Below are 14,334 nucleotides of genomic sequence, written 5' to 3'. Positions count from 1 at the left end.
TCAACCGGGCGCTGGCCAACCTGCTGGACAACGCCCAGCGGCACGCCGAGGGCACGGTGGCGGTGGAGGTGTTCCGGGAGGGGCTGGAGTCGCCGATCGTCACCGACGACAACGGCGAGGAGACCGCCCGCCTGCTCGGGACCGGGGTGTTCGTCAAGGACGACGTCCTGGTGCGGCTGGTGCACTACGAGGGCGACTTCGCCGGGATCGCCCGCCACCTGGCCGGCCAGCGGCACGTCCACATCATCGAGGACGAGATCGTGCCGTTCCTGGCCGACGCCCGCGACACCGCCACCTCCGAGGGGTTCGCCGCGTTCTTCCGCAACTCGATGATGCGGTGCGTCACGCAGTCGTCCAGCGAGACCCACCCCACCCGGCTGTGACATCGGCCGCGGGAGGCGGAACCGGCGCTCGCCGCTCCGCCGAGCCGGGGCCCGCGGCACTCCGCCCGGGCCCCGCCGCCGCGATTGGAGTGACCACCATGCCGCACGACGAGACCGTCGACGTCCTTGAGGCGGTCGAACGCCAGACCGCCGCCCTGTTCGCGCAGGCCAACCGGCTCGTGGAGGCGCTGGCCGCGCGCGTCGGGCTGGACGCGACCCACTTTCGGTGCCTTTCTGTGCTGTGCCGCCAGGGCCCCATGTCCGTCCGCTGCCTGGCCGCGCTGGCCGGGCTCACCGACGAGGAGGCCACCGAGGTGGTCTGCCACCTGGAACACGACGGCTACGCCGCACGCCGTCGCGAGGCCGACAGCCACCGGATCCTGGTCCACCCCGACCGCGTCGCCCACCGGGCCCGCGTGGAACCGGCCCTCCGGGAGCTGCGCGAGGCCTGGTACCCCCTGGTCCGGCGCAGATGTGACGACCTCGGCCTGGTCGCCGCTCTGATGGCGGAGAGCCGCAGGCTGAGCGACCTGTCCATGACGTTCCGCACCCAACCTGAGGCCTTTACAATGTAGATTAACAACGGCCGGGGCGGGACCGGCCTAAGATCGCACCGTGGACGTGCCCGCCGTACCCGACCCCGGCCTGGGCGCCGTCACGCCCGCCGGCGACCCCTACGTGGTCTACCTCGACGCCCTGGCCAGCGCCGAGTCCCGGCGCACGATGCGCGGGTGCCTCGACAGGGTCGCCCGCGTCATCTCCGGCGACCCCGCCGCGACCGGCGCCGGGCAGCCCTGGCACCTGCTGCGCTACGAGCACACCGTGCGCATCCGCACGATCCTCACCGAGCAGGGATGGTCGCCCGCCTACGTCAACAAGCACCTGGTCGCGCTGCGCCGGGTGATGCGCGAAGCCTGGCGCCTCGGCAAGATGAGCGCCGAGGACTACCAGCGCGCCGCCGACCTGCCCACCCTGCGGCACACCCGCCTGCCCACCGGGCAGCACGTCCCGCCGGAGGTGGTCGGCGCCGCCCTGGCCGTCTGCGACCGCGACGACTCCCCCGCCGGGGTGCGCGACGGCGCGCTGCTGGCCGTGCTGTACTCCACCGGCTGCCGGCGCGCCGAGGTCGCGGCGCTCGCGCTGAGCGACTACGACGTCGCCGCGCGCTCCCTGCGCGTGCGCGGCAAGCGCGACAAGGAACGCCTGGTCTACCTGACGGCCGAGGCGGTGGCCCGCACCGAGGCCTGGCTGGCCGTACGGGGGCGGGAGGCGGGCGCGCTGTTCGCCCCCATCAGCAGGGCCGGGCGCCTCCGGGCCCCCGGGGGGAGGCCGGCGGCGATGACCGGGCAGGCGATCGCCGACATCCTGGCCCGGCGCCTCGCCGCCGCCGGGGCCACCAAGCGGACCCCGCACGACTTCCGGCGCACGTTCATCGGCGAACTGCTCGACGCCGGAGTCGACCTGGCCACCACCCAGGCGCTGGTCGGCCACGCCTCCCCCGTCACCACCGCGCGCTACGACCGCCGTCCCGAGAGCCGCCGCAGGGAGGCCGTCGACCGGCTGCGGATGCCCGACGCCCGCCCCCTGCGCCCCGGCGGGCCCTGAGCCGCCCAGGACGTGCAGGGCGCCAGGTCCTCCTCGCGCCACGGGCGCGGGATCAGCCGCTCGGTCTCCAGCATGGTTCCCCATTGTGACCCCTGACCGGCCCCAGTACGCCCCTGTATCCCGGCCCGGGAGTGCCCGGAACGGCAGGTCTGGAATAAGAACCTCTGGGAGTGGGTTAGAGTCGAGTAGCCGATGTGATCTGACACTACACATACCGAAGGATGCCCCGCTTCGTTACCGGATGCGGGGCTTTGTCGTATCCGGCCACTTACGGGCGGTCACGATCTGATCTCCGTCGCCGAGCGCCGTAACCCTGGCGCCCAAACGGCCCGTCTCTGAGACGTTCATGTTTCAGCCACCCTCGGAGATCCCATGGCGTACCAGCAAGGCCCTCCCGGTCAGCCGCCCTACTACGGCCCGCCCGGCGGGTACGGCTACCCGCCCCCGCAGCCCCCGCACAAGCCGGGGAAGGGCCCGCTCTTCTGGATCTTCGTGATAGGCCTTCCCCTGGTCCTGCTGTTCAGCTGCACGGCCGCCCTCGTCGCCATCGGCAACAGCGCCCCCGAGTTAGTCGAGGCCACAGCCCCACCCGCCTCCAAGCCGGCCCGCACCGGGGACGAGGTGTCCACACAGCCAGCCGAGACCGCCGAGACCACCCAGCCACCGGCCGAAACGCAACCCGCGGCGGCCACGGTGGGCAGCACCATCTCCCTGGAAGGCGCCGACTCGGGGCTGAAGGTGGACGTCACGGTGACCAAGGTGACCGACCCTGCCACCCCGGCGAACGACATCATCAAGCCGAAGACCGGGGCCCGGTACGTGGCCGTCGAGCTGCGCCTGGACAACAAGGGGCAGGGGGTCTACAGCGACGCCCCATCCAACGGAGCCCGCCTGATAGACGACCAGGGGCAGCAGTACAACAACACGTTCGGCGAGGTCCGCGAGGGCGTGCTGCTCAGCGCGGTAACCGTATCCCCTGGCGACAGCCGCAAGGGCGTCATCCTCTACGAGATCCCCGACGGGGTGAAGCTGGCGAAATTCCAGTTCGCGCTCAACTCGGGGTTCGCCGACCAGAAGGGCGAGTGGACCCTGAAATAGGCCCCGGAGACGGGGAAGATCCCCGCACCGTCCACGCGCACAGCCGGCTTCCCCACGGAGAGACGATGTCCTACCCCCCGCCGCCCGACCAGCCTCCGCAGTACGGGCCGAACTACGGCCACTACGGTCCACCCCCGGTGTACGGCTACCAGCCCTACCCTCCCCCGCGGGTGGTGCCGACCTCTGGTTACGCCACAGCGAGCCTCGTGCTGGGCATCGTGGGCATCCTGGACGGCTGGTGCATGTTCGGGCTGCCTTGCATCCTCGCGGTCGCCTGCGGCCACCTGGGGATCTCGGAGACCAAGAACGGCGAGAAGGCCGGCCACGGGAACGCCATCGCCGGGCTGATCCTCGGGTACATCTTCGTGATCCCGATGGCACTGTTTACGATCTTCGTCATCATGGGCGGGATCATGTCGGACGGCCCGACCGGCCCGACCCCCTGACGGCAGGAGAGCCCCGGAGCTTCCCCGCACCGGGGCTCTCGCAGGTCAGGGTACCTGCGGCCGGGCAACAGAAAGCCCCGCGCCCGGCGATGGGCGCGGGGCCGCGACCGAGGGTTACGCCTGCACGCCTTCGAGCCGGGCGACGACCCGCGCGAGCAGGTCGCGGATCTCGATCTGGCCGGCCTTCAGCTCGGCGACGTCGTCGCGCACCAGCGACAGGTTCCGCTCAAGGGCGGTCAGCGAGCGCGTGTGCCCGGCCAGAACCTCTTTGATCTCGGCGATGTCGGACTCGACCGTGGAGACCCGGTCCTCGATGTAAGCCATGGGGCTCAGGATACGGCGCGTCCGGTCAGGGCGGGGGCGCATCGGGCACAACTGACCCTAGGTCGTGGCGCGGCATACGCAGGGCACGCTGACCAGGGTCCGGGCGTCCGCGTCCACGTGGGATACCTGACCGGCACCCAGGCAGTACCGGCAGGGCAGGGCGGCAGCGATTGCGGGGTTCCGCCAGATGCGGTGCTCCCATGCCGGCGGCGGCGAGGTGGGCGGCGGCGGCGGCTCGGCGGGCTCGTGCTCACCGCCGACGACTCTCCGGCCGCCGCAGAACCGGCATGCCAGGAACAGCGGGCCTAGGCGCTGCCCTCCGGCCCCGGAGCACTCGGGGCAGGTGATGGGGTCGGTCACGTCCGACCGGTCCCGGAGCAGGCCGTGCAGGGCACCCAGACGGTTTGCTTCGGGGAGTTGCCGTTGCGGTCCACCCATTCGCCTTGGGCGCCCATGCACGTGCCGCAGACCGGCCGCTCCTGCTCGTCATCGTTGGCCATGGTTCGACGTTACGCCGCCCGTCCGCAGGCGTCACTGAGACAACACAAAGTTGGACCGCGCAAGCCGTCTGGCCGGAATCGGACACTATCCGGGAAGTCGTTTGAATTCGGACTCACGCGAGTCATGATCATGACATGAGCGCCGCCTCGGATCCCGACTTGCAACACCTGATCGATCTACTGGACCTCCTCCCCGGCCCCGACGACCGACCCTTCTGGGAAGACCTCCCAAGCGAAAGTCGAACTGACTACCTCCTCGAAAAACTCGTGCCGAAAATCTCGATACTGCACAAATCCGACCCGCGGCCGGTCGAGATCGCAGACCTCGCCAAGTACCTCATGATGTTCTTCAACGCCAATGACGCCGCCATGCACGACTACGTTGGCCGCCAAACGAACGCCGCGCCATATGAACTCATGGGTCAACACTGGCTCAACGACCTCCAGGCCACCTGCTGGCGCCTGTATGTGCGCTACCAATCCGGCGGAACGCGCCTGAGTAAGTGGCCGCAGAACTTCGGGGATTGGCGCGACCAGCAGCGTGAGGGCAATGATGAGTGAGGTCATTTACACGTCGGCAGATCTGACCGACTGGGAACAATCGGCCAACATCCTGAGCTCTGGGCGGCGCGACGACCCCGCCGACGTGCGGGAGGCGCGGGAGGCAACCGCGAACCTGTGTTCAGCGTGGGGTGGCTGGACGTACATGCCAGAGGCCATCGCCAACATCGTGCAACGGGCGATCGAAACCGGATACCTTGCAGCCCTCGCCGACGTGCGCGACGGCAAGATCGATGGGCTAGGACAGACGGAAGGCGACTGACACAATCGGGACAGGGTCGAGCGCCCCGCCTGACTGGGCGGAGCGCTTTACTAGCTTCCGAGCTGCTCCAGCAGATACCGATGTACCGGCTCGAACAACCCCGGCAGGAGTTCCTCGGCATCGGCCAGGCTTGCCCATCTAACCTCGGCGAGTTCGTCCTTGTCGCCGACGAAAACTTCGGTGTTGCCGGTCGGCGAGCATGCCAGATAGATCATTGTGCGCCCGGTCTTCGGATGGACCCGCCGCGCGATCTCTCGTTCTGCCGCCACGACTCTTAGGCCTGTCTCCTCTTTGACCTCACGGATGGCCGCGTCGGCCATGGACTCGCCGGGCTCGACCTCTCCGGCGATGAACGTCCAAGGCGGCTTTCCGTCGTTGCGCCTGCCGACCAAGACGCCACGCTCACAGGTGACGATGGCGGCGACGACAGGCGGACGCTCGGGTTTCGTAGCTTCCTCAGGCACGTGGTCGTACTCCTCTGCATGGCTGCGGTATCGGGTCATGCGCCTGCGAACCTCTCTGATGAGGTCATCGTCATCCAACTCAGATGGGCTCATCGTGACGACCACCTCGGTGACGCCAGCCTCTCCGGGTGTGATCACACCGGCGGCAGCGAGCGCTTCAGCAATCGGACGTCCATAGGCGCGAGCGAGCCGGATGGCGACTTCGGTACTAGGCGTCGCGCCAGCCTTCCAGCGCCAGACCGTGGACGGCTTTACCCCAGCCGCGCCTGCAATCGATACCTGGGTTGCCCCGGCAGCCACACGCTCGACGTACTGCCACCACGTGTCCGTCATACCCCAAGCCTAATTGCATGGATGCAGTCATTTCTACTACGAATCAACTAGAGGGTTGCATCCACGCAGTGTCGCCGCTAGCTTTATATGCATCCACGCAGTCATCGCGAAGGAGGTGACTGCATCGATGACGGCATCGACTGGAGCGGTCATGGCGACCCTCGTCCTACGGGGCGACAAGCTCAACAAGTACCGACGTCTCGCCGGTTTGGACACTGACGCCAGCCTGGCCCGCAAGATCGGCGTCGATCCGACCACTGTCTACCGCGTCCTGAATGGCCGGACCGCGATGTCCGCGCGGTTCATCGCCGGGATCGTCGACGCCTTCGGCGCGGACCTGTTTCCCGACCTGTTCGAGGTCGTCCCCGACAACCCCACTGATCCTCCTGCAAGGAGTGGAACCCGTGCCTGAGTTCCCGATCATTCTGCCGGTGGTCCAGCCCCTCACCCTGGAGCAGGCCGAACAGCTCCATGCCGCGCTCGGCGCGGCCATCGAAGCCACCCGAGAGAAGCAGCGCGCCGATGCCCTTGCCGCCCGCGAGCACATGATCGCCAGCGACATCGCCGCGCTGCCGAACATCGCTGTCGATCACCTGACGATCGAGCTCTCTATCGCCGAGGAGCTCGTCGCGAAGAACCCCGACTCTCCGCTGTACGCGTCCTATGCGAACGCTGCCCGCGAGGAGGTGGCCCGCCGTCAGGCCGCCACGGCGGACTCTAAGGCGTCGGCGCGATGAACGAACTTGCCCTGACCGAGTCCCCGTCACTGCGCGCCCAGTACGCCGGCCGCGTCGAAGTGCTCGACAAGGTGAAGGCTCTGAGCCTGCAGCGAGTCCGCCGCGGACGCACCACCACCGCCGCCGAGCCGCCGCGCAATGTCCGCGCCCGAGCCCACCCCCACGGCTTCAACGGCACCCCGCAATCCGGGCACGCCAGCTCCCGGGCAGACAGCTGCCGCTCGACCTTTTCCGGGTTCGCCCCTACCGTGAGCACAGCGCCTCCGAGCGCTACACGGCCCTCCCGGGCGACTCCGCCAAGAGATACCGGGAGGGCCTTTGCATGCCCTCCGTCGGCAAGGTGCCGCCGCCGACGAACTCCCCGGTCACCCGGAACATGCATCCGATTTTGTCGGCAGACAGGATGCCGCATTCCGCCCACTACATCGGCATCTTCAAAGTCGTTCAACACGCCGTGCCGCCTCCCTGTACGAGGCCGAGCACGGCACCAAGCCCGGCAAGCGAGCCGAGGAGACCCCCACCGGGGCGCTCCGCGAGACCTTCGCGTGGACCCGACGGGACCTGCCCGTGTTCGAAGAGACATGGGAGCGCTGGTACGCCGCCCAGTACCCGCAGCCGCTCGAAATGCCGAGCCTTCTCGCCAACTGAAAAGCGGGCCGGTGATTGCAGCACCGGCCCGCCCAATCCACCACCCGCGTTCACAGGAGGAGATTCATGAACGAGCGTACCGTCACGCCCTCGCCCGAGGAGCCGCAGCCGTTCTTCCTGCCCGGCCCTCCCGCCCGCGACAACGCCCCCCGCCGCCTGCTCACGATGGTCGTGACCGGCGACCCCATCGAGGACTTCATCGAGTTCCTCAACCGCCTCGACGGCTTCGAGCAGGAGCAGCGCCTGTACACCTTCCTCCGCGACCACCTGCCGCTGCTCGCGGTGACGCGGGAGATCGAAGAGGAGCAGGCCGGATGACCGCCGACTTCCCCGGCTGGACCATCTGGCAGGCCGCTGACGGCCGCTGGTACGCCACCCGCAACGCCGTCCCCGCCGTGTTCCCCGCCACCCTCGACGCGCTCAGCGAGAACGAGCTCCACAAGAAGCTCACCGCGCAGCAGCGGAAGGAGACCCGCCGTGGCTGACCCGACCACCACCGCGATGCAGGACGTGCTCTCCGACCTGACCCCCGTGCAGACGCGGACGCTGCTGTCGTACATGCAGGCCTGCGAGCCGGCGTGTTTCGAGGCCGCCGTCGCGTACGTCACCCGTCAGGCGGTCCCCCGATGAGCACGACCGCCGGACCGATCCCGGAGCCGCCCCGCGAGCCCTCGCCCGAGGAAGTCGCGCAGGGCCTGGCCGCCATCGAGGGCCACCTGGCCGAGGTCGCACCCGTGGCGCCCGCCCCGCTCCCCGCAGTGCGTGAGCGCCCGGAGGTCGACGGGGAGACCAAGCGCGTCCACCAGCTCCGCCGGGAGGTCGCCGAAGCACACCTGCTCGCCGAACTCCAGGACGACGAGACACCGTTCACGTTGGACACGACCAAGGTGCGCAAGCTGCGCCGCCGCACCTGGGAAGCGGCCCGACTCCACGAACTCGCCCAACACCCTGCGGCGCTCGCCCACCGGGACGCGCGGATCCGGCGGGTGACCACGCGCATGACCATGGCCGCCGCCGGGATCGCGCTCGCGGTGTCGTCCATCGGCGTGCAGGGCAGCGTCGCCAAGGCGCTCGACCTGGACGAGTACGGCGCCGGGTGGTGGTCCGCGTACGGCGTCGAAGCCGTCCTGTCCCTCCCGCTGCTCGCCGCCGTAGGCGTGCAGGCGTACTCCGCGATCCGCGGGAAGGTCGTGGACCGCAAGAGCCCCGAAGGGCGACGGCTCTTCCGCGTCGAACTGGTGCTCCTCGGCCTCACGTTGACCCTGAACTGCTGGCCGGCGTTCGCCCTGCCGTTCGACCTTCTGAAGCTGATCGTCCACTCGCTGGGGCCGGTCGCCGCGGTGCTGTCGGTGTGGGTCCTGCCGACCATTTGGAAGATCATTGCCGACCTGCCGGTGCCATGGCGCGGTACACCCTCCGGTACACCCCCGGTACACGCCCGGTACAGGGAAAACGTGTCCGACCGGTACACCCTCAGTACAGCCCCGGTACAGGTGCTCGCCGACCACGTCCGCGACATGATCGCGGCCGGTGAGATACCCCCGAACCCGGGCGTCCACAAGATCCGGAAGGCGCTCGGCGTCGGCGCCGACAAGGCCAGCGAGGTCCAGAAACTGCTCGCCGCCGGAGGTGCCTGATGCGCTACCAGTACCCGCTCTGCAACAGCATCCACCGCACCGAGGACACCCCGCAGTGCGCCGTCCACGGCCGGGGCCACGCCCGCGGCTGCGACGGGTGCGCGCGCGCCGCCCAGCTCATCCCGTGCAGGAGGACGTCATGACCCGCTGGGAGTGCGGCGAGGTCGCCGCCGTCCTGATCGCCACGACCCTCGCACTCGTTTTCGTCCCCTGGTCCCAGGGCCTGCTCTACGTCTTGCTCGGCGTCGCCGCCTACTTCGGCCTGTGGGCCTACCACGGGATTCGCGTCTACCAGTCCCGCCGTAGGAGGACCCGATGACCCGCCCGTGCCCCCGTTGTGGCGCCGCCCTCGACGGCGGCCCCGTCCTCTACACCTGCCAGACCGGCCACGGCGTGTTCGCCGCCGACCTGAACACCGAATACCACGCCCCGAGGGGGAACGCCTGATGGCCAGCAAGAAGCCCCAGCTCAGCGTGAAGCTCTCCCCCGACTTCGACGCGTACGCGTCCGGTGAGATGGACGCCTCCCAGATCCGCTGCGCGCTGTGCACCAACGCCCCCTGCCAGTGCCCCGAGTTCGGCACCCCCGACTACTTCGAGCTCATCGACCGGCGTCACAGCCGGAAGGGCGGCGGACGATGACCGCGTTCATAACCCTGCTCGCCGTGGTGGCCCTCGCTGTGTGCTCCATGCGCGAGGACGTCCCGACCGCGCGCACCCCGAGTCGCGTGTGGGCCGACCTGCGCGCCGCCGGATGGAAGCGCGTCGCCTGGCTGCTCGTGTGCGCCCTGGTCGGCGGTGCGGCTATCGCCCTGTACGCGGCCACCAGGACCGGCATGTACGGCGCCCTGCTCGCCCTCGCCGCCCTCGCATGCCGGGGCGCCTCCGCTGCCGCCATGGACGACCGCCCCGTCCGCGTCTGCCGACTGGAGATCGCCCGATGACACAGCCCTACCGGCATCTACGGCCCGTCCGCGACGGTGACGCCCCGCCGTTGCCCGTCGCCGACTCCGACCAGGAGGACAGCATGGCCGACGAGCACGCGCCGATCGCCGTCCGCGACCGCGCCCAGCCCCCCGCAGCCGGCGTCGTCGAACCCACCCGCATCTGGACGCCCGGCCGCACCGTCGACCTGGTGATACGCCGCGTCGAGACGTTCAACGCCGAACGGGGCGGGGTGCTGCGGGTCGCGGCGAGGGCAACCCGTAGCGGCACCGCGTACGGGGCCATCGGTTTTGGCCGGGTGACTGGGGCGTGGTGGCGGTGGCTCATGGCCGCCGAGCTGGACCAGCACCTGGCCGGGCGCCCGGAGATGGTGCTCGACACCCGCGCGAAGCGGCGGAAAATCACCCTGTGGGCCGCGGGGGGCGGCGTCGTCGGCGACCTGGTCGCCTCGTCCGCGATGCACCTGCCCCTGTGGGCGCTGCCCGCCGGACTGGCCGCCGCAGTCGCCACCATCGGCGGGGTCGCCGAGTGGATGACCCGTCGCACTGCGACCAGCGGGGACGCTGACGACGCGTCGCGGAGCATCGGCACCCACCCGGGCAGCAAGGCCGTCCGCCAGGGGCTGGCAGACGCCGGCCAGATCGGCAAGGTCGACGAGATCCGGGTCATCGGCCCGGTGGTCCGCGACCCCGGCAACACTGCGTGGGTCGCCGTCGTGGACCCCAAACGGGGCGTCCCCGCCTCGAAGGTCATCAAGCGGCAGCCGGAGATCGCCGCCGCGTTCGGCGTCGGCCTCCCCCAGCTCGCTGTCGACCCGGTACGCGGGCACAACGGACGGGTGACCATCTGGTGCGCTGACCAGGACCCGCTGGCCGGCGACCCGATCCCATCGCCGCTGGTCTCCCGGTCCGACACGTTCGACGTGTGGCGGGAGAAAGTCCACGTCGGATTGGACGCGCGCGGCCGCTCGATGAAGTTCTCGCTGATCGAACGGTCGCTGCTGGTCGGCGGCGAGGCCGGGTCCGGCAAGTCCTCGGCCGACCACAACGTGCTCGGCGCCGTCGCCCTCGACCCGCACGCGCGGATGTGGCTGATCGACGGCAAGGGTGGCGCCGACCTGCTCGACTACGAGCAGGTCGCGCACCGGTTCCTCGCCGAACCCGACCCTGAGTCGTGCCTGGACATCGCCCTCGAACTGCAGGATCTGATGGAAACCCGGTACCGGGACCTGAAGCGGGCAGGTCAGCGGAAGGTGACCGCCGAGAACTGGCAGGACCTCGGCATGCCGTTGGAGTTCCTGCACATCGACGAGATCCAGCGGTTCTCCACCGACGAAGAGCTCGGCAAGCGCATCGTCAAGGTGCTGTGGGACCTGGTGTCCCGCGGCCGCGCGTCCGGGATCGTCCTGTCCGCGGCCACGCAGCGGCCGGCCGCCGAGGTGGTGCCCACGCTGCTTCGCGACATCCTGTCGATCCGGTGGGCGTTGCGCTGCACCACCCCGCAGGCCTCCGACACGATCCTCGGCATGGGGTGGGCGGGGCGGGGCTACAACGCCTCCACGATCGACTCCACCCAGCGGGGCGCCGGGCTGCTGCTGGCTGAGGGCGCCATGCCGCTGTGGTTGCGCTCGTGCTACCTGGACGACAACGACGTGCAGGTCATCACCCGCCGGGCTCACCGGATCCGCGAGGCTGCCGGGACGCTGCCGGTCCGCGAGTCCCACCCGGACGTGCTGCTGCTGAAGGCGTGCATCGCGGCGTGCGCCGATGCGGAGAAGATCTGGACCGCCGACCTGCTGGACCGGATCGCCCAGGACCCGGTGTTCGCCGACCTGGCCGGGGACCCCGGTGAGCTGGCCCGGCGGCTGCGCCCGCACGGCATCGCGCCGAAGGGTCAGGACATTGATGGGACCAATCGGAACGGCTACCGGCGGGGCGATTTCGTGGAGGCGCTCACCCGGCTTCAGAGGCGGTGATCCGCTACCCCCGACGACCCCCGTCTAGACCATCTAGGAACCGGTTTTCCCAGGTCAGAAGCCTCTACTTTCCTAGGCGATCCGTCTAGTTCCTAGGCCCGAAATGTCTAGTTCTAGACCCTCGCCCGAGGGGTCACCAGACCCCTGATTTCACGCCGAATGGAGATCAACATGTGTTCACCACCGCCAAAAGTCACCGCCGGCGCCATCCTCGCGAACGCCATGCTCAGCAAAGCCGGGCTCATCGTCGGCGGGATCGCCGCCAGCGGGCTCGCCCTGTACGTGGCGGCCGGGACCGCGCTCACCGCCTACGTGTGGATGGTCCTCGTCGGGTGGGCGGCCGTCTCCACGATCCTGCTGCTGCGCCGCCGCGCCGACCCGGTCCGCCAGGTCGTGCGCACCCAGTCCCGCCCCGCGCCGCGGCGGGTGCACGCCGAGATCCTCGCGTCCCGACCCCAGCCCGCGCTGGAAGCCGCCGAGCACCACTACGGCCAGGCGGAGACGCGCGACCGGTCCACCGCCTGGTGACACGCGGCTGCTGCGGGTGTGCCCTCGGCCCCGCCGCCGTGGCCACGCCCGGAGCAGCCGCTCCACCCGACCCCATCCGAGGGAGGCCGACATGGGCCTGTTCACGAGCAGGAAACAGCGGCAAGAGCTGGAAGCGCGTGAAGCCGAAGCAGTGGCCGCTCGCACGAACGCCGACGCCGCAGCACAGGCACGGCGGAACCGCGAGGACGCGTGGCGCAGGGACCGCCACGACGTGCTGCAGCGTCTCCACCGGGCCCGGCGGGCACATGGGCAGGCCAAAACTCTGTACGACAGGTACGCGCCTGGCCCGCAGAAGAACGCCGCTGCCGCGCAGCTCAACGCGGCTGCCGACCATCTCGCATCGCTGGAGCGCGAGTTCGCGGCCGTCGACAGCTTTTCGACGTGGAGCAAGAGCCACTAGAAGGCCTACCGCTGATGCTGCGCGGACCCTCCCGGTCTCACGGTCGGGCGGGTGCCCGGAGCGTCCGCTCCACCACACCGAGAGGAGCCCGAGATGGGTCTGTTCAAGAACGAGGGCCAGAGCAAGGACGACAAGAAGGTCGCCGTCGCCAAGTACAAGGGCGCGCTGAAGGCGCTTCACGCCAACCAGGAGCGCGAGGAGAAGGCGGGAATCCGCCACGAAACCCCCGAGTACCGGCGGCTCAACAAGGCCGCGGACGACGCCGCCAAGGATGTCCCCTGGATCCGCCGCTTACCGGAGTCCGGCCAGCCCACCACCTCAACCCACCTGTGCGTCCCGCCCGTTGCCGCGGGCGGGACGCGGACCCCTCAACCCGAAGGGACGCAACCCATCATGAGCCTTTTCAGCAGCCGCATGAAGTCGGACGAGCTCGCCAAGGTGAAGAACAACAGCGGCAAGGCCAACGCCGCCGCCAAGCTCGCGATCGCAGCGAACGGGCACGGCGTCACCGCCGCGGAGCGCCGCAAGGCTCAGGCCGCGCTCGTGGACGCGGTCGGCAAGCGGCAGGCCGCGAAGTTGCAGGAGGCCGCGATCCGGCAGGCCGGAGGCAAGGCGAAGGGTCTCGGCCGGCTGTTCGGCTGACCGCTCCCTCATCCCTCGATTCGACACCACCCGCTTCACAAGCCCACCACCTCACAGGAGTCCAGCAATGAGCAAGACCGCGAAGTTCAGAACAGTCGGCGGCAACTACGTGACTTTCAAGCCCAAGGATGGCCTGGCCACCGTCTACTGCTACGGCTCCTGGGAGTGCGGGGGCTGCGGCGAGTCACATGACCACGCCAAGCGCGACACCGCCAACGAGCACGCCGCCACCTGCCGCGCCATCTGACCGGAAGGGACACGCATGACCGCACAGGTGCACGTCCACTCATTCGGGTACGGCCACGCCCCTCCGCCCGAGGCCGACATGACCCTCGACCTTCGCCACCGGTTCCGCAACCCGCACACCGACCCGGCCATGCGCGAGCTGACCGGCCTCGACGACCGGGTACGAGACCACGTCCTTGACACCCCGGGCATCCCAGCCGTAGTAGCCGCCGCCATCCAGCTCGCCATCGGCGTGACCAGCCAAGGACTCGACTGCGACCTGGCGGTCGGGTGCGTCGGAGGCCGGCACCGCTCCGTCGCCGCCGCAGCCGAGATCAGCCGCGGCCTGGAAGCGGTCGGCGTCACCGTCACGCTCGAACACCGGGACATTGCGTTACCCGTCATCCAGAAGTAGGAGACCACGACATGGCCAAGAAGAAGTACACCGACGACGCACTCGACCAGCTGGCCAGGGCCGCCGCCGAGTACATCATCGCCGCGAAGGACGACGATCTCCGCCGGCGACGACTCCGCCAGCCGGAAGACCGAGGTGCCGATTCCGCAGCCCACGTCAAGCAGCCGCCCGCCCCGCCCGAGATCC

Annotated in this window: 30 protein-coding genes; 25 read left to right on the top strand and 5 right to left on the bottom strand. The window is 69.7% G+C overall.

Features of this window, described 5'->3' with window-relative positions:
• The 5 genes from AB0B89_RS29340 to AB0B89_RS29320 form a co-directional block, all read left to right on the top strand.
• On the top strand, window positions 1-383 hold a 383-nt coding region (locus tag AB0B89_RS29340), incomplete at its 5' end, for a SchA/CurD-like domain-containing protein (protein ID WP_358559281.1).
• A 98-nt stretch (window positions 384-481) separates the two neighbouring features.
• Complete coding sequence (locus tag AB0B89_RS29335; RefSeq protein WP_358559279.1) at window positions 482-958, top strand: MarR family transcriptional regulator; 477 nt, start codon at window positions 482-484, stop codon at window positions 956-958.
• Window positions 959-998: 40 nt separating this feature from the next.
• Window positions 999-1,988 carry a tyrosine-type recombinase/integrase gene (locus tag AB0B89_RS29330; RefSeq protein ID WP_358559277.1) on the top strand — a complete coding sequence of 330 codons (990 nt, stop codon included), beginning with the start codon at window positions 999-1,001 and terminating at the stop codon, window positions 1,986-1,988.
• 372 nt (window positions 1,989-2,360) lie between these two features.
• Window positions 2,361-3,086: a DUF4352 domain-containing protein gene (locus AB0B89_RS29325; protein ID WP_358559275.1), complete on the top strand. Its 726-nt coding sequence runs from the start codon at window positions 2,361-2,363 to the stop codon at window positions 3,084-3,086.
• Between the two features lie 65 nt (window positions 3,087-3,151).
• Window positions 3,152-3,532 carry a DUF4190 domain-containing protein gene (locus AB0B89_RS29320; RefSeq protein ID WP_358559273.1) on the top strand — a complete coding sequence of 127 codons (381 nt, stop codon included), beginning with the start codon at window positions 3,152-3,154 and terminating at the stop codon, window positions 3,530-3,532.
• Window positions 3,533-3,646: 114 nt separating this feature from the next.
• On the opposite strand, the gene AB0B89_RS29315 is transcribed toward AB0B89_RS29320, so the two are convergent.
• From AB0B89_RS29315 to AB0B89_RS29305, 3 genes are read right to left on the bottom strand one after another with little or no spacing between them, the layout of a single operon-like run.
• Window positions 3,647-3,856 (bottom strand): hypothetical protein, encoded by a 210-nt coding sequence (locus AB0B89_RS29315; RefSeq protein WP_358559271.1) that lies wholly within the window; start codon window positions 3,854-3,856, stop codon window positions 3,647-3,649.
• A 57-nt stretch (window positions 3,857-3,913) separates the two neighbouring features.
• Complete coding sequence (locus AB0B89_RS29310; RefSeq protein WP_358559269.1) at window positions 3,914-4,216, bottom strand: hypothetical protein; 303 nt, start codon at window positions 4,214-4,216, stop codon at window positions 3,914-3,916.
• Window positions 4,213-4,356, bottom strand: coding sequence for a hypothetical protein (locus AB0B89_RS29305; RefSeq protein ID WP_358559268.1), 144 nt, complete (start codon window positions 4,354-4,356; stop codon window positions 4,213-4,215). The genes AB0B89_RS29310 and AB0B89_RS29305 overlap by 4 nt, the downstream gene beginning before the upstream one ends.
• A 135-nt stretch (window positions 4,357-4,491) precedes the next feature.
• Here AB0B89_RS29305 and AB0B89_RS29300 point away from each other — a divergent pair, with 135 nt between their 5' ends.
• The gene (locus tag AB0B89_RS29300; protein ID WP_358559266.1) at window positions 4,492-4,917 is read left to right on the top strand and encodes a hypothetical protein; all 426 of its coding nucleotides are present in this window, start codon (window positions 4,492-4,494) and stop codon (window positions 4,915-4,917) included.
• Window positions 4,907-5,179 carry a hypothetical protein gene (locus AB0B89_RS29295; RefSeq protein ID WP_358559264.1) on the top strand — a complete coding sequence of 91 codons (273 nt, stop codon included), beginning with the start codon at window positions 4,907-4,909 and terminating at the stop codon, window positions 5,177-5,179. The genes AB0B89_RS29300 and AB0B89_RS29295 overlap by 11 nt, the downstream gene beginning before the upstream one ends.
• A gap of 50 nt (window positions 5,180-5,229) precedes the next feature.
• On the opposite strand, the gene AB0B89_RS29290 is transcribed toward AB0B89_RS29295, so the two are convergent.
• Window positions 5,230-5,976 carry an NUDIX domain-containing protein gene (locus AB0B89_RS29290; RefSeq protein WP_358559262.1) on the bottom strand — a complete coding sequence of 249 codons (747 nt, stop codon included), beginning with the start codon at window positions 5,974-5,976 and terminating at the stop codon, window positions 5,230-5,232.
• A gap of 127 nt (window positions 5,977-6,103) precedes the next feature.
• On the opposite strand from AB0B89_RS29290, the gene AB0B89_RS29285 reads away from it, so the two are divergent.
• Entirely contained in the window at window positions 6,104-6,388 is a 285-nt protein-coding gene (locus tag AB0B89_RS29285) for a helix-turn-helix transcriptional regulator (RefSeq protein ID WP_358559261.1), read from the top strand.
• A complete protein-coding gene (locus tag AB0B89_RS29280; protein WP_358559259.1) occupies window positions 6,381-6,713 on the top strand; it encodes a hypothetical protein in 333 nt (110 codons plus the stop codon). The genes AB0B89_RS29285 and AB0B89_RS29280 overlap by 8 nt, the downstream gene beginning before the upstream one ends.
• 26 nt (window positions 6,714-6,739) lie before the next feature.
• Here AB0B89_RS29280 and AB0B89_RS29275 read toward each other — a convergent pair whose 3' ends face one another.
• Complete coding sequence (locus AB0B89_RS29275; RefSeq protein ID WP_358559257.1) at window positions 6,740-6,907, bottom strand: hypothetical protein; 168 nt, start codon at window positions 6,905-6,907, stop codon at window positions 6,740-6,742.
• Window positions 6,908-7,031: 124 nt separating this feature from the next.
• Here AB0B89_RS29275 and AB0B89_RS29270 point away from each other — a divergent pair, with 124 nt between their 5' ends.
• From AB0B89_RS29270 to AB0B89_RS29195, 16 genes are all read left to right on the top strand, one after another.
• Window positions 7,032-7,361, top strand: a complete 330-nt coding sequence (locus tag AB0B89_RS29270) for a hypothetical protein (protein WP_358559256.1) — start codon at window positions 7,032-7,034, stop codon at window positions 7,359-7,361.
• Window positions 7,362-7,427: 66 nt separating this feature from the next.
• Window positions 7,428-7,679: a hypothetical protein gene (locus tag AB0B89_RS29265; protein WP_358559254.1), complete on the top strand. Its 252-nt coding sequence runs from the start codon at window positions 7,428-7,430 to the stop codon at window positions 7,677-7,679.
• Complete coding sequence (locus tag AB0B89_RS29260; protein ID WP_358559252.1) at window positions 7,676-7,846, top strand: hypothetical protein; 171 nt, start codon at window positions 7,676-7,678, stop codon at window positions 7,844-7,846. The genes AB0B89_RS29265 and AB0B89_RS29260 overlap by 4 nt, the downstream gene beginning before the upstream one ends.
• On the top strand, window positions 7,839-7,991 hold the full coding sequence (locus AB0B89_RS29255) for a hypothetical protein (protein ID WP_358559250.1): 153 nt from the start codon (window positions 7,839-7,841) through the stop codon (window positions 7,989-7,991). The genes AB0B89_RS29260 and AB0B89_RS29255 overlap by 8 nt, the downstream gene beginning before the upstream one ends.
• Window positions 7,988-8,998, top strand: coding sequence for a hypothetical protein (locus tag AB0B89_RS29250; RefSeq protein ID WP_358559248.1), 1,011 nt, complete (start codon window positions 7,988-7,990; stop codon window positions 8,996-8,998). Before AB0B89_RS29255 ends, AB0B89_RS29250 begins: the two co-directional genes overlap by 4 nt.
• A complete protein-coding gene (locus tag AB0B89_RS29245; protein ID WP_358559246.1) occupies window positions 8,998-9,141 on the top strand; it encodes a hypothetical protein in 144 nt (47 codons plus the stop codon). Before AB0B89_RS29250 ends, AB0B89_RS29245 begins: the two co-directional genes overlap by 1 nt.
• Window positions 9,138-9,317, top strand: coding sequence for a hypothetical protein (locus AB0B89_RS29240; RefSeq protein WP_358559245.1), 180 nt, complete (start codon window positions 9,138-9,140; stop codon window positions 9,315-9,317). The genes AB0B89_RS29245 and AB0B89_RS29240 overlap by 4 nt, the downstream gene beginning before the upstream one ends.
• Window positions 9,314-9,445 (top strand): hypothetical protein, encoded by a 132-nt coding sequence (locus tag AB0B89_RS29235; protein ID WP_358559243.1) that lies wholly within the window; start codon window positions 9,314-9,316, stop codon window positions 9,443-9,445. The genes AB0B89_RS29240 and AB0B89_RS29235 overlap by 4 nt, the downstream gene beginning before the upstream one ends.
• A complete protein-coding gene (locus tag AB0B89_RS29230; protein ID WP_358559241.1) occupies window positions 9,445-9,639 on the top strand; it encodes a hypothetical protein in 195 nt (64 codons plus the stop codon). The genes AB0B89_RS29235 and AB0B89_RS29230 overlap by 1 nt, the downstream gene beginning before the upstream one ends.
• On the top strand, window positions 9,636-9,941 hold the full coding sequence (locus AB0B89_RS29225) for a hypothetical protein (RefSeq protein WP_358559239.1): 306 nt from the start codon (window positions 9,636-9,638) through the stop codon (window positions 9,939-9,941). The genes AB0B89_RS29230 and AB0B89_RS29225 overlap by 4 nt, the downstream gene beginning before the upstream one ends.
• On the top strand, window positions 9,938-11,917 hold the full coding sequence (locus tag AB0B89_RS29220; protein ID WP_358559237.1) for an FtsK/SpoIIIE domain-containing protein: 1,980 nt from the start codon (window positions 9,938-9,940) through the stop codon (window positions 11,915-11,917). The genes AB0B89_RS29225 and AB0B89_RS29220 overlap by 4 nt, the downstream gene beginning before the upstream one ends.
• A gap of 171 nt (window positions 11,918-12,088) precedes the next feature.
• Window positions 12,089-12,445 carry a hypothetical protein gene (locus AB0B89_RS29215; protein ID WP_358559235.1) on the top strand — a complete coding sequence of 119 codons (357 nt, stop codon included), beginning with the start codon at window positions 12,089-12,091 and terminating at the stop codon, window positions 12,443-12,445.
• 91 nt (window positions 12,446-12,536) lie between these two features.
• Window positions 12,537-12,866, top strand: coding sequence for a hypothetical protein (locus tag AB0B89_RS29210; RefSeq protein WP_358559233.1), 330 nt, complete (start codon window positions 12,537-12,539; stop codon window positions 12,864-12,866).
• A gap of 93 nt (window positions 12,867-12,959) precedes the next feature.
• Window positions 12,960-13,508 carry a hypothetical protein gene (locus AB0B89_RS29205; RefSeq protein ID WP_358559231.1) on the top strand — a complete coding sequence of 183 codons (549 nt, stop codon included), beginning with the start codon at window positions 12,960-12,962 and terminating at the stop codon, window positions 13,506-13,508.
• Between the two features lie 67 nt (window positions 13,509-13,575).
• The gene (locus tag AB0B89_RS29200; protein WP_358559229.1) at window positions 13,576-13,755 is read left to right on the top strand and encodes a hypothetical protein; all 180 of its coding nucleotides are present in this window, start codon (window positions 13,576-13,578) and stop codon (window positions 13,753-13,755) included.
• A 15-nt stretch (window positions 13,756-13,770) separates the two neighbouring features.
• Complete coding sequence (locus AB0B89_RS29195; RefSeq protein ID WP_358559227.1) at window positions 13,771-14,148, top strand: RNase adapter RapZ; 378 nt, start codon at window positions 13,771-13,773, stop codon at window positions 14,146-14,148.
• The last annotated feature ends 186 nt before the right edge of the window (window positions 14,149-14,334 follow it).

The organism is Sphaerisporangium sp. NPDC049002 (assembly GCF_040649355.1).
Classification (GTDB): domain Bacteria; phylum Actinomycetota; class Actinomycetes; order Streptosporangiales; family Streptosporangiaceae; genus Sphaerisporangium.
Note: the sequence above shows the minus strand (reverse complement) of the source record. Positions and strands in the feature narration are given on the sequence as shown.